Below are 21,501 nucleotides of genomic sequence, written 5' to 3' on the forward strand. Positions count from 1 at the left end.
CGGATTCCATTGTGGGGGACGCCACTGACAAGTCCGGCCCGCCCACCCCTCACGGGCGGACGGGCCGGACTTGGGAACACGTACGGATCAGCCGCGCGGCCGGCGTCCCCGGCCCCTCGGCTCCTCGTCGTCGTGCCCGCCGAGCAGCTCGTCCGCCAGCGTCGGCAGGTCGTCCAGCGGGGTCTCCTCGGCCCAGTCCGGACGCGGGCGCTTGCGGCGAGCGCGGGAGTCGTCGGCCTGGCCCGCCGCCCCTGGGTCCTCGACCTGCGGCAGCTCCCGGGTGCGCTCGTTCTCGCTCTCAGCCGGCGGGGTCGCCGGGCCCTCGTCCCGGAAGTAGCCCTTCGGCACCCGGTCGGAGGGCTGATCACCGCGTACGGGCGGCAGCACAGCCGTCTCGTCGGCGGCCCGGGCGTCGCGGGCCTTCCCAGCGCCCCGGGCCCCCTGCGCGTCACGAGGGGCGTCACGCCCAGGCCGCTCGTCCGTGATCCGCGGCAGCATCGCCGTCTCGTCATCCCCGGAAGACCCCGAACCCGAAGCGGAACCGGAACCCGGTCCCTCCGGCCGCGCCGCCGGCACCGGCTGCGTGATCTCGTTCGGGTTCACGATCGGCGTGGGCACCGTCAGCTCGTTCTCCGGAACGGTCGGCCCGTGCCCCTCCGACCGCGAGGACGCCTCGGACCGGGAGTCACGCGAAGCCCGCTCAGCCTCCGCGCGAGCTGCCTCCGCCCGAGCCGCCTCCGAACGGGCAGCCGCCTCGGCCTCAGCCCTCCGCCGCGCCTCCTCGGCCCGTACCAGCGCCTCCTCCGCCTTCCGCTGCTTCTCCAGCCGGAGCGCCTCGGCCTCCTTGCGCAGCCGCGCCTCCTCCTCGGCCTGCTTGCGGAGGCGTTCCTGCTCGGCCTCGCGGGCCCGCTCCTCGGCCTCCAGCCGGCGGCGGTCCTCCTCGGCGCGGTGGCGGGCCTCCTCGGCGCGCTGCCGGGCCTCCTCCGCCTGGCGCTCGGCCTCGCGGCGGCGGGCCTCCTCCAGTTCGCGCTGCTTGCGCTCCTCCTCCTCGGCGCGCAGCCGGGCGAGCTGCTCCTGGCGCTCCTTCTCCAGGCGCTCCTCCTCGGCCTTGCGGGCGGCCTCTTCCTCCGCCTTGCGCCGCGCCTCCTCCTCGGCCTTGCGCCGGGCCTCCTCGATGGCCTCGATCTCGGCCTCGGAGAGCGGAAGGAGCCGGTCGAGCCGGTGACGTACGACCGTGGTGATCGCCTCGGGCTCCTGCCCGGCGTCCACCACCAGGTAGCGCGTCGGGTCGGCGGCGGCCAGGGTCAGGAAACCGGACCGTACGCGCTCGTGGAACTCCGCCGGCTCCGACTCCAGCCGGTCCGGCGCCTCCGTGAACCGCTCCCGCGCGGTCTGCGGGTCGACGTCCAGCAGCACCGTCAGATGCGGTACGAGGCCACTCGTCGCCCACCGCGAGATCCGGGCGATCTCGGTCGGCGCCAGGTCGCGGCCCGCGCCCTGGTAGGCGACGGACGAGTCGATGTACCGGTCCGAGATGACGATCGCACCGCGCTCCAGCGCCGGGCGGACCACGGAGTCGACGTGCTCGGCGCGGTCGGCCGCGTACAGCAGCGCCTCGGCGCGGTTGGAGAGGCCGGCGGAGGAGACGTCCAGCAGGATCGACCGCAGCCGCTTGCCGACCGGTGTGGCCCCGGGCTCGCGGGTCACGACGACCTCGTGGCCCTTGGAGCGGATCCAGTCGGCGAGCGCCTCGACCTGGGTGGACTTGCCCGCTCCGTCGCCGCCCTCCAGCGCGAGGAAGAAGCCGGTGGCCGCCGGGGCGACCGCCGGGTCGCCGCCGCGCAGCGCCTCGCGCAGGTCGCGGCGGAGCGGTACGCCCGCCCGGTCGTCGGTCTTCGCGACCACGATCGCGGCCAGCGGCAGCAGCAGCGCGCCGATCAGCATCAGCGTGAAGGCCGCACCGCCGTGGGCGAAGACGAAGTCACCGGAGGCGGAGGCCAGCCGGTGCTGCCCGATCGCGGCGGCGAGCAGCGGGCCCGCGACCGCGCCGAGCGCGACGAGCACCCGGACGAGCGCCTGGAGGTGCTCGGTGGTCCGGGCCTGCCGGGCCGCCTCGGTCTCCTGGTCGATGATCGCGTGCCCGATGTTGGCGGCGACCCCGGCCGCGTAACCGGCGATCAGCGCGATCCCGAGCCCGGTCGCCGTGTCCGGCACCAGGCCGAGTGCCAGCAGCGCGAGGCCCGTGACGGCGGTGGCCAGCGCGAGCAGGCGGCGCCGCGAGAGAGCGGGCAGCACCTTCTGCGCCGTACGGATACCGAGGGCGGTACCACCGGTCAGCGCGAGGATCAGCAGCGCGTACGTGGCGGGTCCGCCGCCCAGGTCGTAGGCGTGCAGGACCGATACGGCGGCGGCCGCGGCGATCGCTCCGGCGACGGCCGCGCAGACGGCGACGGTCAGCGGAAGCGCGCCGGTGCGGCCCTTGTCGGGGCCGCTGCCGGTGGTGGGGCGGCGCAGGCCTTCCAGGGGCGAGCGCGGCCGGGGGGTCTGGGTACCGGGCAGTTCGAGGAAGTACAGGATCGAGATGGATGCCGAGAACAGACCGGCCGCCATGTACGAAGCCAGCGCCGCCTGGTGGAAGGAGAACCACTCCAGGCCGGTGCCGAGGAGGTTGCCGATCAGCGTGGCGGCCAGCAGGACCACCGCGGCGGCGGGGACGGCGAGGAAGTTCGTACGGAGCGACAGCCTGCGCAGGGCGTCGAGATGGTCGGGAAGCGGACGGACGGCGGCGCCCTCGATCGGCGGGGCCGGCAGCAGCGCCGGGGCGGCGCTCTCCTTGGCCACCGACCACAGGCGCTCGGCGGCGCCGGTCACGAAGACGGTGATGAGGATCATCATGGGCGCCTTGTCCGGCACCCAGTCGATCCACAGCGGGGCGATGATCAGCAGGGCGAGCCGCAGCGCGTCCGTCCCGATCATCAGCCATCGCCGGTCGAGTTTTCCGCCGGGCGCGGTGAGCGACGTCAAAGGCCCCAGGAGTACGGCTCCGAAGAGCACGGTGGACAGGATGCGGGCACCGAACACGGCGGCGACGGCGAAGGCCGCCCCGCGGTATCCGGCCCCGAATGAGCCCTCCAGGACCGCTGCTTGCAGCGACAACAGCACCAGCACGAGAAGGGCGAGTGCATCGCCGATACCGCCGACGAGCTGGGCGCTCCACAACCGCTTCAGCGGGGGAACACGCAACAGGGCCCGTACGGCGCGCTCGCGTGAGTCTGCGGCAAGTGTGTCGGAGGTGGGGCTCACGACCGTTGGCTGCTCGGCTCGCGTCATCCGCCCAGCCTATCGGCAGCGGTGCGGTGACCGTCGGCCCGTCCGAACATATGGCCGCGGATGATTTCCGGCCGACTCGCTCACGGGCCCTTGACGCACCGCTGTCCGGCACCTCTATAAGGCGCGTGTCCTCGACGCACCGCCGTCCGACACCTCTATAAGGCGCGTGCCCTTGACGCACCGCCGTCCGACACCTCTATAAGGCGCGTGTCCTCGACGCACCGCCGTCCGACACCTCTATAAGGCGCGTGCCCTTGACGCAGCGCTGCCCGGCACCTCCACAGGGCAGGTGCCGGGCAGCTGGATGACATCACCGAGGAGGTCAGTCCTCAGAGGAGGAGGCCGAGGAAGCAGACGCGGAAGCCGTCTTCTTCGCCGTCGCCGTCTTCTTGGCGGCCGTCGCCTTCTTGGTGGTCGTCGTCTTCTTCGCAGCGGTCTTCTTGGTGGCCGCGGCGGTCTTGGTGGCCGTCGTCTTCTTGGCGGCCGTCTTCTTGGCCGTCGTCTTCTTCGCCGGGGCCTTCTTCGCCGTCTTCTTCTTGGCGGGTCCCTTGGCGCGCTTCTCGGCGAGCAGCTCGTAGCCGCGCTCGGGCGTGATCTCCTCGACGCTGTCGCCGGTCCGCAGGGTGGCGTTGGTCTCGCCGTCGGTGACGTACGCGCCGAAGCGGCCGTCCTTCACCACGACCGGCGCGCCGCTCACCGGGTCGGTGCCCAGCTCCTTCAGCGGCGGCTTGGCGGCGGCCCGGCCGCGCTGCTTGGGCTGGGCGTAGATCGCGAGCGCCTCTTCGAGGGTGATGTCGAAGAGCTGGTCCTCGGAGGTGAGCGACCGGGAGTCGGTGCCCTTCTTCAGATACGGGCCGTACCGGCCGTTCTGCGCGGTGATCTCCACGCCCTCGGCGTCCGTACCGACGACGCGCGGCAGCGACATCAGCTTGAGGGCGTCGGCGAGCGTGACCGTGTCCAGGGACATGGTCTTGAAGAGCGAGGCGGTCCGCGGCTTCACCGCGTTCTTGCCGGTCTTCGGCGTCCCCTCGGGCAGCACTTCGGTGACGTACGGGCCGTAGCGGCCGTCCTTGGCGATGATCTGGTTGCCGCTGACCGGGTCCGTACCCAGCTCGAAGTCGCCGCTCGGCTTGGCCAGCAGCTCCTCCGCCAGCTCGACCGTCAGCTCGTCGGGCGCCAGGTCCTCCGGCACGTCGGCGCGCTGGTGGCCCTCGGCGTCCTTCTCGCCCCGCTCGATGTACGGGCCGTAGCGGCCGACGCGGAGCTTGATGTCGTTGCCGACCGGGAAGGAGGAGATCTCCCGGGCGTCGATCGCGCCGAGGTCGGTGACCAGCTCTTTCAGGCCACCGAGGTGGTCGCCGTCGCCGTTGCCCGCGTCGGAGGCGGAGCCCGCACCGGCCGGGTCGTCACCGGAACCGGTCGTTCCGAAGTAGAAGCGCTTCAGCCACGGCACGGACTGGGCCTCGCCGCGCGCGATGCGGTCGAGGTCGTCCTCCATGCGGGCGGTGAAGTCGTAGTCGACGAGCCGGCCGAAGTGCTTCTCCAGCAGGTTGACCACGGCGAAGGAGAGGAAGGACGGGACGAGCGCGGTGCCCTTCTTGAAGACGTAACCGCGATCCAGGATGGTCCCGATGATCGAGGCGTACGTGGAGGGGCGGCCGATCTCGCGCTCTTCCAGCTCCTTGACCAGCGAGGCCTCGGTGTAGCGGGCCGGCGGCTTGGTGGCGTGGCCGTCGACCGTGATCTCCTCGGCGGACAGCGCGTCGCCCTCGGCGACCTGCGGCAGCCGGCGCTCGCGGTCGTCCAGCTCGGCGTTCGGGTCGTCGGCGCCTTCGACGTACGCCTTCATGAAGCCGTGGAAGGTGATCGTCTTGCCGGAGGCGGAGAACTCGGCGTCCCGGCCGTCGCTCGCGCGGCCGCCGATCTTGACGGTGACCGAGTTGCCGGTCGCGTCCTTCATCTGGGAGGCGACGGTCCGCTTCCAGATCAGCTCGTAGAGCCGGAACTGGTCGCCGGTGAGGCCGGTCTCGGCGGGCGTGCGGAAGCGGTCGCCGGAGGGGCGGATCGCCTCGTGCGCCTCCTGCGCGTTCTTGACCTTGCCGGCGTACGTACGCGGCTTGTCGGGCAGGTAGTTCGCGCCGTACAACTGCGTGACCTGGGCCCGGGCCGCGGCGACCGCGGTGTCCGAGAGGGTCGTGGAGTCCGTACGCATATAGGTGATGAAGCCGTTCTCGTACAGCTTCTGCGCCACCTGCATGGTCGCCTTCGCGCCGAAGCCCAGCTTGCGGCTCGCCTCCTGCTGGAGGGTCGTCGTACGGAACGGGGCGTACGGGGAGCGTCGGTACGGCTTCGACTCGACGGACCGGACCGAGAAGGAGGAGTCGGTGAGCGCGGCGGCGAGCGCACGGGCGTTCGCCTCGTCCAGGTGGAGCGTCTGGGCGGAGCCGGCCTTGAGCTGACCGTCCGGGCCGAAGTCGCGGCCCTGGGCGATACGGCGGCCGTCGACCGCGCTGAGGCGGGCGGTGAGGGTCGAGGGGTCGGAGGCGTCACCGGTACGGCCGGTGGCGAACTTTCCGGTCAGGTCCCAGTACTCGGCGGAGCGGAAGGCGATGCGCTCGCGCTCCCGCTCGACGACGAGGCGGGTGGCGACGGACTGGACGCGGCCCGCCGACAGCTTCGGCATGACCTTCTTCCACAGGACCGGCGAGACCTCGTATCCGTAGAGGCGGTCGAGGATACGGCGGGTCTCCTGGGCGTCGACCATGCGCTGGTTCAGCTCGCGCGGGTTGGCGACGGCGGCGCGGATCGCGTCCTTGGTGATCTCGTGGAAGACCATCCGGTGGACCGGGACCTTGGGCCGCAGGACTTCCTGGAGGTGCCACGCGATGGCTTCGCCCTCGCGGTCCTCATCGGTGGCGAGGAAGAGTTCGTCGGACTCGGCCAGCAGCTGCTTGAGCTTCCTGACCTGGGCCTTCTTGTCGGCGTTGACCACGTAGATGGGCTGGAAGTCGTTCTCGACGTCCACGCCGAGGCGGCGTACCTCGCCGGTGTACTCGTCCGGGACCTCGGCCGCGCCGTTCGGGAGGTCGCGGATGTGCCCGACGCTCGCCTCGACGACGTATCCGGGGCCGAGATAGCCCTTGATCGTCTTCGCCTTGGCAGGCGACTCGACGATGACGAGTCGGCGGCCGCCCTGTGCGGTCTCGCTGGTCGGGGACAACTTCGCTCTTCTCTCCGGTCGACACTCGATGGGCATCCGGGCAGCGTCGTGACGCTTCCCGCGGTGCTGTCGCTGCGGAGTGTGACGGTACAACCCGCCCCCGTGTCAAACGGCAAAAGCCCGCAACGGCCACTCGAACGGTAACCCGACTTCCGCCATTCCTGCCGCCCGGACCGTCGGGTCCGCGCCGCGCGAAGCCCTGACGTACGGATATCCGGAGGTGGTCGCGGTGCCCGGCCGGCAGCCCTCCGACCCGGGCGCGGCCCCGGCGGGAGCGAGGGTCAGACGAGGGTGAAGCACCACACGCCGAGGACCAGGAAAACTACGCCGAAAAGTGTCGTGAGTGCGGTGGAGGCGACGGGGCTCACACCGTGCAGCACCGGCGCGCGGTGCAGGGCGCGCGCCCCGGTCCAGACGAGGAGCGCGGCGCCGAACAGCGTGAAGGCCGTACCGGCGAAGACTGCTGCGACGCTCTCCATGTCGTACCCCTCGACCCTGTTCGTACCGCTCGCTCATGCTCGTACCGCTCGGTCACGGGGAGGCTGCCAGCCCGGGGCGTCGCCGACACGAACCCCGGGTGAACAGCGCGCGCCCACCGGGAGTACCGATCTCGTCACATGACGTCAAGGGTCGCCCGGCGGCGGCTGCCCCGCTCGAAGACGGCCAGCAGCGCCACGGCGAGCAGCGCGTACCCGGCGCCGACGAGCAGCTCCGCGCCGAGCAGCGCACGGTCGAGACCGCCGCCCGCGGCCAGCGCGCGGGCGGCCTCCATGGCGTGGGTCAGCGGCAGCGCGTCGCCGGCCGCCCGCATCCAGTCGGGCAGTGCCGCGCGCGGCACATTGGCGCCGGTGAGCAGGAGCAGTACGGATCCGGCCACGTTGGAGATCAGGAACACGTCACGGAAGCGGAGCCCGAGCGCGCCGAGCGCCAGCCCGAACGCCGAGCATCCGGCGGCGGCCGTCGCCAGCACCACGGCGAGCCCCGGCAGAGCCGCGAGCGGAATCCGCAGACCGAGCAGGAGGGAGGCAGCGGTGAGGGTGAAGGCGCTGATCAGGAGGCCGTTGAGGACATAGGGAAGGGCTCGGCCGATCCAGAGCGGAGTCCGGTGGCGGGGGCTGAGGAGGACAGCTCCGAGGGTGCCGTAGCGGCGTTCGTTGGAGATCGCCATCGTGCCGCCGTAGACGCAGGCGGTGGAGGAGGCGAGCACCGCGTTGCCCAGCAGGTAGAAGTGATCGTCGGCCACCTGGAGCTCCCGCCCGAGGAAGACGAAGAAGAGGAGCTGGAGCAGCGGACCGACCAGCAGCGTGCCGATGAACATGGGCGGCGTCGTCCAGTTGAACAGCGCGCGGTACGAGATGGCTCCGCCGACGACGACCAGGCGCAGGGTGCTGAGGGCGGCCGGGGCTGTGGGTGTGGCGGGCATGCGGCGGCTCCTGGTCATCAGGCGAGCGAGAGGGTGGCGGCGGCGCGGGCACGGCGTTCGACCCGCCCGAGGACGAGCACGGCGAGCAGCGCGTACAGCGCGCCGAGGGCAAGGGCTGCGGCCATCGGCACCAGTACCTCGGCCCGGTCCGTCACGCCGGAGGTCGCCGCGTGCACGGCCCGCGAGCCCCAGGTGGTCGGCAGCGCCCAGGAGACCGGAAGCGTCCACTCCGGCAGCACGGTGACCGGGACGAGCATCCCGGAGAGCAGCCACACCGGCGCGTCCAGCGGGTTGGCGAGCGCGTTGGCGTTGCGCAGCAGGACGAACGTGGCGGCCAGCAGCAGCCCCATCATCCCCAGCGACAACACGCAGACGGGGACGGCGGCCAGGAAGAGCAGCGGATGCGCGAAGTCGAGCGGTACGTCGAAGAGGAGCGCACCCCACAGGACGGTCGCGCCCATCGCGTACGTGCCGATGACGGCCGTGGCGAGCGTGATCGGCAGCAGCACCAGGGCGAGCGGAGCAGGCGAGGCGACCAGGGCCTCCAGCGTGCCGAGCCAGCGCTGGTTCTGCACGGCCCCGCCCGAACCGAACAGCACCGACGACCAGATCCCCATCAGCCCCGCCCCGACGGCGGCGGTGAGCAGCCGGTCCGGGTCGTCGGCGGCGCGGAACAGGTGGACGGCGAGGGTGGCATGGACGAGCGGGACCAGCACGGCGAAGGTGATTTCGAGCGGTGAGCGGCTCATGTACGAGACATGGGTCCGCATGCCGACGAAGGTCAGCCGCACCACGCGGGCGGCGGAAGGCATCCGGGCTATCCGGGTTTCCGTTCTCATGCCGAGGCCGCCTCTCGGACGGATGCTTCGGCGAGGGCGGGCTCGTCGGCGGCAGTGGACGTGGGATCGTCGGCGGTGGCGGGCGTGTGCTCATCGGTGGGAACGTCCGCGTCCGCCTCCTCCACGATCGCGATGTACGCGTCCTCCAGGGTCGGTTCACGCGTGACGACCCGTCCGATCCGGATCCCGCTCAGCGCGGCGAGTACCGGCGCGTGCAGGTCCGTGCCCCGGTCCGCCTGCACGGTGAGGGTCTGGAGGGAGCCGCGCTCCTCGGCCGCCGCGCCCCGGACACCGGGCAGTGCGCGGATCCGGTCGAGGTGATCGGCGCCGGCTCCGTACGCCTCGATCTCCAGGATGTCGCGTTCCTGGACCCGGGACTTGAGGTGGCCGGGAGTGCCGAGCGCCCGGATCGTGCCGCCCGCGATCACCGCGATCCGGTCGCACAGTTCGTCGGCCTCGGCCATGTAGTGGGTGGTGAGGAGCACGGTGGTGCCGTCGGCCCGGAGGTCGGCCACCGTACGGCGCAGATCGCGGGCAGCGACCGGGTCGACGCCGATGGAGGGCTCGTCGAGGAAGAGGACGTCGGGCCGGTGGAGCAGGCCGCGGGCGATGTGGAGGCGCTGCCGCATACCGCGCGAGTAGCCCTCCACCCGCTCCTTCTCCCGGCCGAGCAGGCCGACCAGCTCCAGGAGTTCGGCGATCCGGCGCCGTTGGTCGCGCGGTTCGACGCCGTGGAGCTCGGCGAAGTAGCGGAGGTTGTCGAGCGCGGTGAGCCGGTCGTACAGGCCCCGGTCGCCGCCGAAGACGTACCCGATCCGGCGTCGTACGGCGACGGGTTCGCGCGCCACGTCGTGGCCGAGCACGCGGGCGGTGCCGGAGGTGGGCAGGAGGAGGGTGTTGAGCATCTTGATGGTGGTGGTCTTGCCCGCGCCGTTGGGCCCGAGCAGGCCGAAGAGTTCGCCGCGCGCCACCTGGAGGTCGATTCCGCGCACGGCCTCGGTCTCGGTGGTGCGCGGCCGCAGGAATCCGGTGCGGGTGGTGTAGGTACGGCGGAGGCCGAACGCTTCGATGGCGGGCGGGGCTTCGGTGACAGGCATGGCGGTGACGCTAGGAGCGCGGGCCGCGCCGGGCCATCGATTCGGGCGCTCCCGAATCGTCCCCCGGCACCCGCTTCAGGTCAGGACATCGTCCCCCGGTATCCCCTTCGGGCCAGGACATCGTCCCCCGGTACCCGCTTCGGGTCAGGACACCGCGCGCAGCACGTCCTCACCGGCGAGCAGCGCGAGCAGCGAGCGGCCGGTGTCCGTGAGCTGGTAATAGACGCTGCGGCCGACCCGGTGCCGGGTCACCACACCGGCGTCAGCGAGCACCGAGAGGTGCTCGGAGACGGTGCTCGGGGCGAGGCCGAGCCGGTCGGCCAAACCTGCGGTGGTGAGCGGGCCGCCGAGCTGGCGCAAGACCGAGGCGCGGCCCCGCCCGAGCAGCAGCCCGAGGCGGTCGCCGGTCTCCGCGCCCGGCTCGGCGGGCCGGTCGCGGAGGGCGGCCGCGCCTCGGGCCTGGAAGGAGACGGCGAGGACCTCGGGGTCGTCGGTGGAGTAGAGCCGGCAGCCCTCGGCGAAGACGAGCGGGATCAGCAGCAGCCGCCGCTCACCGGCCCGGTAGTCGGCCTCGATGTGCTTGGTCAGCTCCAGCACCGGAGGCTTCCAGCTGGCCCGCGACTCCAGCCCGGCGAAGAGCGCGTCGACGCCTTCGGTCGCGAAGGTCCGGGCCCGCACGAGCACCTCGTCCTCGACGAGCCGGCGCATGGTGGGCCAGTGCCGCTCCAGCGCGCCTTCCCAGTACGCCGCGTACGCATCGGCGAGCGCGGCGCAGGCGGCCTCGGGATCGTCCATGTACGGCCGGACGAACGGGTGGTCCTCCATCCCCGCGTAGTGCTCCCGCACACCCGCCCGTACGACGTCGGCCTCGGTGGCCCGGACGATGTCCAGCTCGGCGTCGACGGACGAGGCCCCGACCGGCCGGGGCAGCAGGAAGTCCGGAAAGCCGTGCGGCCCGTGGGTCAGCAGCCGCAGCGGCCAGGTCCGCTCGTCGTCCCGCAGGACCTCGCGGGCCCGGCCGACCCACTCCTCGTACGGCCACGAGGGCGTGCGGTGCGGCAGCGCCAGATGCATGCTGCAGAACGCGTCCCACAGCGGGCTGACGGCGATCCAGGTGGCCCCGAGCGAGGCCTCGTCCAGCTCGATCCGGATCACGCCGCGCTCACCCGAGCCCCTCCCCCGGAACAGTCCCCGCAACGGCCCCCGGCACCGGCTCCAAGAAGCCCTCCTCGACCAGCAGCCGGATCGCCTGCGGGGTGCGGTCGCGCAGAAGCACCGGGTCCTCCGCCATCAGCTGCGCGATGGCGTCCAGGATCCGCCCGGCGGGCAGCGACCCGTCGCACACCCCGGCGAACCCGGCGGCCACCGCGTCCACCTTGGTCGCCCGCATCATCCCGCGGTGCTGGCGCAGCACCACATGCTCGGGATCCTCCGCACCGGGCAGGCCCACCTGCTCCTGCACGACCTCGGCGGCGAGCGTGAAGTGCCCGGCGAGCAGCGCGGCGTCGTCCTGGTCGCGCAGATAGTCCTGGCGGGCGAAGTGCTCCTCGACGGCCCGGCCCAGCGGCTGCTGCACGGCGTGCGGCCACTCCTCGACGACGACCGACGGGTTCCCGGCGGCCGCGGCGGCGGAGCGGCGCAGCGTGATCCAGCCGAAGCCGACGGAGGTGGTGCCGCGCGCCTCGAACTCGTCGAGCCACGCCTCGTACCGCTCGGCGTACGCGGCCGGGTCGCTGCGGTGGTCGCCGCTGTCGCGCAGCCACAGCTCGGCGTACTGCGTGACGTCCTGGACCTCGCGCTGCACGATCCAGGCGTCGCACCCGGCGGGCACCCAGGAGCGCAGCCGATCCTGCCACTCCTCGCCGTCCACGTGCTGCCAGTTGGCGAGGAACTGGGCGTATCCGCCTTCGTTCAGATGGTTGCCCGCCTGCTGGACCAGGGTGCGGCAGAGGTCGTCGCCGCCCATGCCGCCGTCCCGGTAGGTGAGGCGGGCGCCGGGCGAGATGACGAAGGGCGGGTTGGAGACGATCAGGTCGAAGGTCTCCGTACCGACCGGCTCGAAGAGGGAGCCCTCGCGGAGGTCGGCGGGGGCGGCGCCGGAGAGCGCGAGGGTGAGCCGGGTGAACTCCAGGGCGCGGGGGTTGAGGTCCGTGGCGGTGACCCGGGTGGCGTGCTGGGCGGCGTGCAGCGCCTGGATGCCGGAGCCCGTACCGAGGTCGAGGGCCGAGGCGACCGGCGTACGCACAGTGATGGAGGCGAGGGTGGTGGAGGCCCCGCCGACGCCGAGGACGACGCCCTCCTCGCGCGAGCCGATCCCGCCCGCGCCGCCGACCGCGCAGCCGAGGTCGGAGACGATGAACCAGTCCTCGCCGTCCGGACCGCCGTACGGCCGCACGTCGACGGTGGCGCGGACCTGGCCGTCCTCGGCACTCACCCAGCCGTCCCGCACGCACTCCTCCAGCGGCAGGGCCGCGCGGGCCTGCTCCTCGGGGACGGGCCGCTGGAGCAGGAACAGCCGCACCAGCGTGTCGAGCGGCGACACGCCCCGGGTGGCGCGCAGGGCGGGCACGGTCTCGCTGCGGGCCAGCGCGGCGTAGGCTGCCGCGCCGAGCCGGTCGAGGAGGCCGTCGGCGGTGAAGGCCGCGGCGAGCAGCGCCTCGCGGAGGCCGGCGGTGTGGTCGGGTGCGGGAAGGCTGGTCTCACTCACCCGACCATTGTGGCCGGTCCCACTGACAACGGCAGCGGCCCGGACACTCACCGAGTGTCCGGGCCGCCCGGCCGAGGCCGTTCCCGCGATCCACCGAGGCCGCCGAGACCGTTCTCGCGAAGCCACCGAGGCCATTCCGGCGAAGCCGCCGAGGCCATTCCGGCGGAGCTACGGAGACCGTTCTCGCGAAGCCGCCGTACGGAAAGGGCTACGCCTTCTTCTCCTCCGAAGCCGACGCGGAGGGCGTCACCGCGGCCGCGTCCGGCGCCTCGGAGCCGCCGGGGCTGGCCGGCCCGGTCGAAGCCTTCAGCTTCTGGCAGCCCTTCTGCTTCGACATCGCGGAGCCGACCTCACCGGACTCCAGCTTCTTCAGCGCCTGGTCACCGTTCTTGCTGATCTTGTCCAGCTCGACGGCGATGTCCTTGAGACCGTCGGCGAACTTCGCCTGGTCCTTGGTCTCGATGGCGTCGACCTTGGTCTTCAAGGCCGCGTAGGCCGCGGAGGCCTCGTCGAGCTCCTTCACGGCGTCCTTCTGCATGGTCTCGCCGTCGTCGACCGGCGGCGGACCGGCCGATTCCACGGCCTTGCCCAGCGCCTTGTACGCGTCGGAGATCTGCTGGAAGGCAAGCGAGTCGGCCTTCTGGACATCGACGGGCTTGCTGTTGTCCGAGGTCTGCTGCTGGATGGAGGCGTTGGCGTTGGTGATCTTCTGCAGCTGGGGCTGGAACTGGTCGCAGACGTTCTTGGCCCAGTCGTTCACCTTGTCGTCGCTGTCATCGCTGCAGCCCGACAGCGTCAGTACGAGTACCGCACCGCCGGACAGTGCGGCTGCAAGCTTCTTGTTCACCGGTTTGGGTCCCTTCCAAGGCTCTCGGCCCCGGAACTTACACGCCAAGAGGGCTCCATCCGGGTGCCGGGCATCCGATGTGCACCCTTTTGAAGCCATTTGCACCAAGAGAAGTGAGGGAGATGCCACTCGGCAGGAGATTCCGACACCCGTACGGTCACTCACCGGAACGACGGGATCGGATCACCGGCTCCCGTACAGGGGCACGGGCGGGCGGTACGCCAACGCGCACCGCCCGCCCGCAGAGTGACGGCAGGTCACCTGGGAGCGCGGCTCCAGGGTGTGCCCCGGCCCTGATCCGCCGGACGACACGCCCCTAGCCGCCGGACACTCCCTAAGGAGCCGCTGCGGGGTCCGGTGACGGCAGCGACGGACCGCCGCCGCCCGGCGCACCGCTGTCGTCGTCGCCGACGGCGATGCCGCGCCGCTTGGAGACGTACACCGCGCCGACGATGACCGCGATGGCGAAGACCGCCACCAGTGCCCGGATCCAGGGGTTGGCGTCCGGCCCGTAGCTGAACTGCACCACCGCCGGGGCGATGAGCAGCGCGACCAGGTTCATCACCTTCAGGAGCGGGTTGATCGCCGGGCCCGCCGTGTCCTTGAACGGATCGCCGACCGTGTCGCCGATCACGGTCGCGGCATGCGAGTCGCTGCCCTTGCCGCCGTAGTGCCCGTCCTCGACGAGCTTCTTGGCGTTGTCCCAGGCGCCGCCGGAGTTGGCGAGGAAGACGGCCATCAGGGTGCCGGTGGCGATGGCGCCCGCGAGGTACGAGCCGAGCGCGCCGACGCCGAGGGTGAACCCGACCGCGATCGGCGCCAGGACGGCGAGGAGGCCGGGTGTGGCCAGCTCGCGGAGGGCGTCCTTGGTGCAGATGTCGACGACCCGGCCGTACTCCGGCTTCTCCGTGTAGTTCATGATCCCGGGGTGCTCGCGGAACTGCCGCCGCACCTCGTGGACCACGGCTCCGGCGGACCGGGAGACCGCGTTGATGGCGAGCCCGGAGAAGAGGAAGACGACCGCCGCGCCGAGGACCAGGCCGACGAGGTTGTTGGGCTGCGAGATGTCCAGGCTCAGCCCGAGATCCCCCGCGCCGGCGCCCACGTCGGCGACCGCCGTGGCGATGGCGTCGCGGTACGAACCGAAGAGCGCGGCCGCCGCGAGGACGGCGGTGGCGATGGCGATGCCCTTGGTGATGGCCTTGGTCGTGTTGCCGACGGCGTCCAGGTCGGTGAGCACCTGGGCGCCGGCCCCGGTGACGTCCCCGGACATCTCGGCGATGCCCTGGGCGTTGTCGGAGACCGGCCCGAAGGTGTCCATGGCCACGATGACCCCGACGGTGGTGAGCAGCCCGGTCCCGGCGAGCGCCACCGCGAAGAGGGCCAGCATGATCGACGTACCGCCCAGCAGGAACGCCCCGTAGACGCCGAGGCCGATCAGCAGCGCGGTGTAGACGGCCGACTCCAGGCCGATGGAGATTCCGGCCAGCACCACGGTCGCCGGGCCGGTCAGCGAGGACTTCCCGATGTCCTGGACGGGACGGCGCTCGGTCTCGGTGAAGTAGCCGGTGAGCTGCTGGATCAGCGCGGCCAGCACGATACCGATGGCCACGGCGACCAGGGCGAAGACGCGCGGGTCGCCGCCGTGCGCGGTGATCGCCTCGTCGGTGACCCCGGTCAGCTCGGCGTACGAGGACGGCAGGTAGGCGAAGGCGGCCACGGCCACCAGGACGAGCGAGACGACCGCGGAGATGAAGAACCCCCGGTTGATCGCGGTCATCCCGCTGCGGTCGGCGCGGCGGGGAGCGACGGCGAAGATCCCGATCATCGCGGTGACCACACCGATCGCCGGGACCATCAGCGGGAAGGCCAGGCCGGAGTCGCCGAAGGCGGCCATGCCGAGGATGAGGGCGGCGACGAGCGTCACGGCGTACGACTCGAAGAGGTCGGCGGCCATGCCCGCGCAGTCACCGACGTTGTCGCCCACGTTGTCGGCGATGGTGGCGGCGTTGCGCGGGTCGTCCTCCGGAATGCCTTGTTCCACCTTGCCGACGAGGTCGGCGCCCACATCGGCGGCCTTGGTGAAGATCCCGCCGCCGACCCTCATGAACATGGCGATCAGCGCCGCGCCGAGGCCGAAGCCCTCCAGCACCTTGGGCGCGTCGGCCGCGTAGACGAGCACCACACAGGAGGCGCCGAGCAGTCCGAGCCCGACCGTGATCATTCCGACCACACCACCGGTACGGAAGGCGATTTTCGTCGCCCGGTGCGAAACGGCGGTGAGATCCTTTTCCGGTTCGCCTTCTCCCGGAGTCGCCTCACGCGCGGCGGCGGCCACGCGCACATTGCTCCGTACGGCGAGTCGCATACCGATGTATCCGGTCGCCGCCGAGAAAAGCGCACCGACCAGGAAGAAGAGCGAACGCCCTGCGCGTTGCGACCAGTTGTCGGCCGGCAACACCAGCAACAGGAAGAACACGATCACGGCGAACACGCCGACCGTCCGCAGCTGCCGGGCCAGATAGGCGTTGGCGCCCTCCTGGACCGCCGCGGCGATCTCCTTCATACGCTCGGTGCCCTCGCCGGCCGCCAGCACCTGCCGTACCAGCAGCCTGGCGACGACGAGCGCGGCGACGGCGACGACCGCCACGATGATGACGATCAGCCGGTTGTCGTCGGTGAGGACCGCCGCCGCGAGGGAAGCGGGCCCGTCGGAAAGTGCGGATTCCTGCGTCGGTGCAGCCGATGCGGCCGGTGCAGCCATTGGGGTGGTGAAGAACTCCGCCATACGTCCTCCTTGACGCTCAGCGCTCAAGACGTGGACGGATTGTAGGGAGCGGAACGGGATCAAAACAGTGGTCCGGAAGAGAATTGATCGCTCTCCCCCCAACGCCGAAAGATCACCGGAGAATTTTCCCCGAACGCAGTAACGGGACAGGCGCATTACGCCGACGCATTACCGGGGGAAACCGCGCGGGAAGGCAGCACAAGGCCACAGAGAAAAGGCCCTGCTCAGCACGACAGGACCCGGGCCCGGAAAGGCGGCGCCGACAGGCACGCGGCGGGCGTACGTACGCCTTGGACTCACGCCGCACGGGACAGAGTGCCCTCGCGTCGTACGGGACGGAGCGGGGCCCAGGGGTCTGTGCCGTACGGGATGGAGCGGGGCCCGGGGCGTGTACGGGACGAAGCGGGGCCCGGGGCCTGTGCCGTACGGGACGGGGCCCCTGAAGCCTGTGCCGTACGGGGGCGGGGTGGGGACTCACACGTACCGACAGCGCGGACTTACGCCGTACGAGGCAGCCCGGCCGGCCTGCCTCGCGACTCGCGCACCTCGCGCCCTACGCGCCGACCGCGCCTCAGGGGCGTACCCCGGCGAGGGCTGTCGGCCAGCTCATGCGGATGGTCCCGCCGTTCGCACCGGACCGGACCTCCACCTCGTCGACGAGGCCGCTGATGACCGCGAGACCCATCTCGTCCTCGCCGCTGTCGCTCCCATCGCTCTCGGGCTCGTCCGGCCCTCCGGACGCGCCGCCGCGCGCTCCGGGCGCGGCAGGCTCGCTGCCTGGATCGGGTACGCCGTCCCCGACCTCGATGGAGAACGCCTTCTCCTCCTCGGTCAGCACCACGCTGACCGGCTCGGTGATGCCATGGCTGCGGTGCAGTCCCACAGCACGGCTGCAGGCCTCGCCGACGGCGAGCCTGACCTCGTCGAGCACCGCCTCGTCGACGCCGGCCCGGCGCGCCACGGCGGCCGCCACCAGGCGGGCCGTCCTGACATGTTCAGGCTGGGCACTGAAGCGGAGTTCAACGGTGGCCATGCGATCCCCCTGGAACGTTCGGGCGTACGCGTCAGAGGTTCCGGGCCTGAAGCCCGGCACCCCTGCTCTCCTCCTCCGGAGGCCGACAGGATCCACGGATCCGCAGATCCGCGGGATCGACGGAACCGACAGCCGACCCGAAGGCCGACCGTCCGCCCGTCGCGGCCCGGTCGCTGCCGCTGCCGGTCCGTCCACTGCCTGACGACCGGCCCGCGGGCCGGTCGGGAAGCCGACCTCAGTCGGTGGCGGCGACAGCCTCGTCGACCGTGGTGTGAATCGGGAACACCTTGGTCAGGCCCGTGATCCGGAAGATCTTGAGAATACGTTCCTGGTTGCAGACCAGGCGCAACGAGCCCTCATGGGCCCGGACACGCTTCAAGCCGCCCACGAGCACGCCGAGGCCGGTGGAGTCGAGGAAGTCGACACCTTCCATGTCGACAACCAGGTGGTAGCTGCCGTCATTCACCAACTCGACCAACTGCTCGCGCAGCTTGGGCGCGGTATACACATCAATCTCGCCACCGACCTCGACAACCGTACGGTCGCCAACATTGCGAGTCGACAGGGACAGGTCCACGGATCCTCCAGCACCTTGCTATCGAGCGGTCGCCCCTCGGTCTCCCCGACGGAGGCCAGGGGACGGATCGCCAGCCGCGATGGCATTCAATCACTTACCAGCAGCCATGCACGACGCCTTGGGACCATTGTCCGTCACGCCAGTGACACACTCGGTGCCGATGGCCAAGAATCACCGTCCCGGACGACCACCCGAGAGTGGGGACACGCGCCCCCCTCCCAGCATGATCCTCGACCGGCTCGCCACAGGGGCGGGCCGGGCCGCGCGCATCACTCATACGGAGCACCTGCCCCCTAGATCGGGAACCCATGCCATCTGGCCGGATCGCATCCGGCCAGAAGTGATCTCGGCGATCGAAAAAGCCGGAATCGACCATCCGTGGGACCACCAGGCGGCCGCCGCGGAGCACGCGCTGGACGGCGAATCGGTCGTGATCGCCACCGGTACGGCGTCGGGCAAGTCGCTCGCGTACCTCGCCCCGGTCCTCAGCACCCTGCTGGAGGGCTCCGAGGCCCCCAACGGCCGCGGGGCGACCGCCCTGTACCTAGCGCCCACCAAGGCTCTGGCCGCCGACCAGCGGCGCTCGGTGAAGGGCCTGGCGGCTCCCCTCGGCAACGCGATCCGGCCTGCGGTCTACGACGGCGACACCCCGGTCGAGGAACGCGAATGGGTGCGGCAGTACGCGAACTACGTCCTGACCAACCCCGACATGCTGCACCGCGGAATCCTGCCGTCCCACCCGCGCTGGTCCTCCTTCCTGCGCGCGCTGCGCTTCGTCGTGATCGACGAGTGCCACACGTACCGGGGCGTCTTCGGCTCCCACGTCGCCCAGGTCCTGCGCCGGCTGCGCCGCCTCTGCGCCCGCTACGGGGCGAACCCGGTCTTCCTCCTCGCCTCCGCCACCGCCGCCGACCCCTCGGTCGCCGCCGGGCGGCTGACGGGTCTGCCGGTCGCGGAGGTGTCCGACGACGCCTCACCGCGCGGCGAGCTGGTCTTCGCCCTCTGGGAGCCCCCGCTGACCGACCTGCACGGCGAGAAGGGCGCACCCGTACGCCGTACCGCGACGGCCGAGACCGCCGACCTGCTCACCGACCTGACCGTCCAGGGCGTCCGCTCGGTCGCCTTCGTACGCTCCCGGCGCGGCGCCGAACTGATCTCGGTCATCGCGAAAGAGCGCCTCGCGGAGGTGGACCGTTCACTGCCGCAGCGGGTCGCCGCCTACCGCGGCGGCTACCTCCCGGAAGAGCGCCGAGCCCTGGAGCGCGCGCTGCACTCCGGTGAACTCCTCGGACTGGCGGCCACCACCGCCCTCGAACTCGGCATCGACGTCTCCGGTCTCGATGCCGTCGTCATCTGCGGCTATCCGGGCACCCGGGCCTCTCTCTGGCAGCAGGCGGGCCGCGCCGGCCGTTCGGGGCAGGGCGCCCTGGCCGTGCTCGTCGCCCGGGACGACCCGCTGGACACCTATCTGGTGCACCACCCGGAGGCGCTGTTCCGGCAGCCCGTGGAGTCGACCGTGCTGGACCCGGACAACCCCTACGTCCTGGCCCCCCACCTGTGCGCGGCCGCCGCCGAACTGCCGCTCACCGAGCCCGACATCGCGCTCTTCGGCCCCGCCGTGCCCGAGCTGCTGCCGCAGCTGGAGGCCGCGAAGCTGCTGCGCAGGCGGGCGTCGGGCTGGCACTGGACCCGCCGCGAACGGGCCGCCGACCTCGCCGACATCCGGGGCGGTGGCGGGCGCCCCGTCCAGATCGTCGAGGAGTCCACCGGGCGCCTGCTGGGCACGGTCGACGCGGCCGCCGCCCACACCGCCGTCCACGAGGGCGCCGTCCACCTCCACCAGGGCCGCACGCACCTGGTCCGGAAGCTGGACCTGGAGGACTCCGTCGCCCTGGTCGAGCAGGCCGACCCGCCGTACTCGACCGTCGCCCGCGACACCACGGCCATCTCCGTCCTGGAGACCGACACCGAGATCCCGTGGGGGCAGGGGCGGCTCTGCTACGGCTCCGTCGAGGTCACCAACCAGGTCGTCTCCTTCCTCCGCCGCAAACTGATGACCGGCGAGGTCCTCGGCGAGACCAAGCTCGACCTGCCTCCCCGCACCCTGCGCACCCGCGCCGTCTGGTGGACGGTCACCGAGGACCAGCTCGATGCCGCCCGGATCAACCCGGAGATCCTCGGCGGCGCCCTCCACGCGGCCGAACACGCGTCGATCGGCCTGCTCCCGCTCTTCGCCACCTGCGACCGCTGGGACATCGGCGGCGTCTCGATACCGCTGCACCCGGACACCCTGCTGCCGACGGTCTTCGTCTACGACGGCCACCCGGGCGGCGCCGGATTCGCGGAGCGCGCCTTCCACACCGCTCGTACGTGGCTGACGGCGACCCGCGAAGCCATCGCCTCCTGCGAGTGCGAGGCGGGCTGCCCCTCCTGCATCCAGTCCCCCAAATGCGGCAACGGCAACGAGCCCCTGCACAAACGCGGTGCCGTACGCCTCCTCACCGAACTCCTCAAGGGAGCGCCATCGGACCCACCGCCGACGGAGCCACCCCTTGCGGAGGACGGGTCCGGGACCTGACGGCCAGGGCGACAGCGCGGGCCGGTGGCATGGCGGCGCAGGTCAGGCCGGCAATGGCTTTACCCGCCGATCTGTTGGAGATCGGCGCATCGAAGTCCTCCCCCATGAAAAACAAAAAGGCTGAGCGCTCGAACCCAGAGATGAACTCCACCCCGCACCAGAGCTCTTGGGGAGGTTCCCATAAGAATGCAGCCTCAAAGGGCAGAGGAGTGACCCGCATTCAGAGCGCCTGACCCCATGCCATAGCGTGTCGCACGACCACCTCTCCCGGAGCGGGAAGACGACTGCTGACCATGCCTGGTAAACGCACAACCCTCCCTCTGGCGGCGGCAGTCGTGGCCGTCGCCGCTGTGCTGATCTTCGTCGTGTCCAAGGAGCCGCACTACAACGTCCGGCCGGGCGCCCAGGCCGACAACGCCCACTGCGGACGCATCGCGGAGAACGCTCCCGGCAAGCTGGCAGGGCACCCCAAGCACGACACCGAGCTGGCCGGCGTCGCGCTCTGGGGTGACAGCAACATCGTCCTGCGCTGCGGTGTCACCGACATCGGGCCCACCGCGGACCCCTGCTTCGCGGCCGACGGCGTCGACTGGGTCATCGACACCACGCGATCCAGTGACAACAAGAAGGTGATCATCACCTACGGCCGCACCGCGGCCACCGAGGTCATCGTCACCAACTCCTCCAAGGCACCCGACGAGATCCTCGTCGAACTCTCGGCCCTCATCACGCCGATAGCGCAGACCTCACCGTGCATCCGGTCATAGAGAGATCCCGCCGCCCCGGGGGTGCGTCCAGCCTTCCCGGCGGGTGAGTTCGGCTCACTCGGGAACGGGTTCAGCCTGCTCGGGAACGAGTTCGGCTCGGCCTACTCGGGCGCAAGATCGACCGACTCGCCCTGGGAGCACCGACCGTAAGGCGGCACCGACCGGCCGGTCCTGCGCCCGCCCCTGGTACGGAACCGGCGCAAGCCGCGCCGCCATACGGCAGCAGGCCCCCAAGGCGTCTCCACCACCTCGGACCATGGGGTCACTCCGGCCCTCCCTGGTCCCCCTCCCTCCA

At 71.5% G+C, this 21,501-nt stretch carries 14 protein-coding genes; 2 read left to right on the forward strand and 12 right to left on the reverse strand.

Annotated features, from left to right (window positions below):
- Positions 1-87: 87 nt before the first annotated feature.
- The 12 genes from tmk to bldG all read right to left on the reverse strand — a co-directional run bounded on the left by tmk (position 88) and on the right by bldG (position 17,861).
- A complete protein-coding gene (gene tmk / locus ACQP09_RS15250) occupies positions 88-3,330 on the reverse strand; it encodes a dTMP kinase (RefSeq protein WP_433399680.1) in 3,243 nt (1,080 codons plus the stop codon).
- A gap of 322 nt (positions 3,331-3,652) precedes the next feature.
- Positions 3,653-6,550, reverse strand: coding sequence for a type I DNA topoisomerase (gene topA, locus ACQP09_RS15255; RefSeq protein WP_433399683.1), 2,898 nt, complete (start codon positions 6,548-6,550; stop codon positions 3,653-3,655).
- Positions 6,551-6,831: 281 nt separating this feature from the next.
- Positions 6,832-7,029, reverse strand: a complete 198-nt coding sequence (locus ACQP09_RS15260; RefSeq protein ID WP_356755658.1) for a hypothetical protein — start codon at positions 7,027-7,029, stop codon at positions 6,832-6,834.
- A 134-nt stretch (positions 7,030-7,163) separates the two neighbouring features.
- On the reverse strand, positions 7,164-7,973 hold the full coding sequence (locus tag ACQP09_RS15265; protein WP_433399686.1) for an ABC transporter permease: 810 nt from the start codon (positions 7,971-7,973) through the stop codon (positions 7,164-7,166).
- 17 nt (positions 7,974-7,990) lie between these two features.
- Positions 7,991-8,812 (reverse strand): ABC transporter permease, encoded by an 822-nt coding sequence (locus tag ACQP09_RS15270; RefSeq protein WP_433399689.1) that lies wholly within the window; start codon positions 8,810-8,812, stop codon positions 7,991-7,993.
- Positions 8,809-9,909, reverse strand: coding sequence for an ATP-binding cassette domain-containing protein (locus tag ACQP09_RS15275; RefSeq protein WP_433399692.1), 1,101 nt, complete (start codon positions 9,907-9,909; stop codon positions 8,809-8,811). Before ACQP09_RS15275 ends, ACQP09_RS15270 begins: the two co-directional genes overlap by 4 nt.
- Positions 9,910-10,053: 144 nt before the next feature.
- Complete coding sequence (locus tag ACQP09_RS15280) at positions 10,054-11,064, reverse strand: helix-turn-helix domain-containing protein (protein ID WP_433399695.1); 1,011 nt, start codon at positions 11,062-11,064, stop codon at positions 10,054-10,056.
- 7 nt (positions 11,065-11,071) lie between these two features.
- Positions 11,072-12,616, reverse strand: a complete 1,545-nt coding sequence (locus ACQP09_RS15285; RefSeq protein WP_433399698.1) for a DUF7059 domain-containing protein — start codon at positions 12,614-12,616, stop codon at positions 11,072-11,074.
- 208 nt (positions 12,617-12,824) lie between these two features.
- Positions 12,825-13,463 carry a small secreted protein gene (locus ACQP09_RS15290; RefSeq protein ID WP_433399700.1) on the reverse strand — a complete coding sequence of 213 codons (639 nt, stop codon included), beginning with the start codon at positions 13,461-13,463 and terminating at the stop codon, positions 12,825-12,827.
- A 334-nt stretch (positions 13,464-13,797) separates the two neighbouring features.
- On the reverse strand, positions 13,798-16,251 hold the full coding sequence (locus tag ACQP09_RS15295; RefSeq protein WP_404062226.1) for a sodium-translocating pyrophosphatase: 2,454 nt from the start codon (positions 16,249-16,251) through the stop codon (positions 13,798-13,800).
- Between the two features lie 571 nt (positions 16,252-16,822).
- Positions 16,823-17,284, reverse strand: coding sequence for an ATP-binding protein (locus tag ACQP09_RS15300; protein ID WP_433399704.1), 462 nt, complete (start codon positions 17,282-17,284; stop codon positions 16,823-16,825).
- A gap of 235 nt (positions 17,285-17,519) precedes the next feature.
- Positions 17,520-17,861 carry an anti-sigma factor antagonist BldG gene (bldG, locus tag ACQP09_RS15305; protein WP_093690221.1) on the reverse strand — a complete coding sequence of 114 codons (342 nt, stop codon included), beginning with the start codon at positions 17,859-17,861 and terminating at the stop codon, positions 17,520-17,522.
- Between the two features lie 79 nt (positions 17,862-17,940).
- Here bldG and ACQP09_RS15310 point away from each other — a divergent pair, with 79 nt between their 5' ends.
- Positions 17,941-20,439 (forward strand): DEAD/DEAH box helicase, encoded by a 2,499-nt coding sequence (locus ACQP09_RS15310; RefSeq protein ID WP_433399709.1) that lies wholly within the window; start codon positions 17,941-17,943, stop codon positions 20,437-20,439.
- A gap of 335 nt (positions 20,440-20,774) precedes the next feature.
- Complete coding sequence (locus tag ACQP09_RS15315) at positions 20,775-21,206, forward strand: DUF3515 family protein (RefSeq protein ID WP_433399712.1); 432 nt, start codon at positions 20,775-20,777, stop codon at positions 21,204-21,206.
- Positions 21,207-21,501: the final 295 nt, after the last annotated feature.

This window comes from Streptomyces sp. CA-146814 (assembly GCF_050942385.1).
Lineage (GTDB): Bacteria > Actinomycetota > Actinomycetes > Streptomycetales > Streptomycetaceae > Streptomyces.

Bases quoted from the DNA above. Each gene is read 5' to 3' on its own strand.
- ACQP09_RS15300 (WP_433399704.1), bottom strand. From the start codon at position 17,284: ATGGCCACCGTTGAACTCCGCTTCAGTGCCCAGCCTGAACATGTCAGG.
- tmk (WP_433399680.1), bottom strand. From the start codon at position 3,330: ATGACGCGAGCCGAGCAGCCAACGGTCGTGAGCCCCACCTCCGACACA.
- ACQP09_RS15310 (WP_433399709.1), top strand. From the start codon at position 17,941: ATGGCATTCAATCACTTACCAGCAGCCATGCACGACGCCTTGGGACCA.
- ACQP09_RS15295 (WP_404062226.1), bottom strand. From the start codon at position 16,251: ATGGCGGAGTTCTTCACCACCCCAATGGCTGCACCGGCCGCATCGGCT.
- ACQP09_RS15270 (WP_433399689.1), bottom strand. From the start codon at position 8,812: ATGAGAACGGAAACCCGGATAGCCCGGATGCCTTCCGCCGCCCGCGTG.
- ACQP09_RS15275 (WP_433399692.1), bottom strand. From the start codon at position 9,909: ATGCCTGTCACCGAAGCCCCGCCCGCCATCGAAGCGTTCGGCCTCCGC.
- ACQP09_RS15265 (WP_433399686.1), bottom strand. From the start codon at position 7,973: ATGCCCGCCACACCCACAGCCCCGGCCGCCCTCAGCACCCTGCGCCTG.
- ACQP09_RS15260 (WP_356755658.1), bottom strand. From the start codon at position 7,029: ATGGAGAGCGTCGCAGCAGTCTTCGCCGGTACGGCCTTCACGCTGTTC.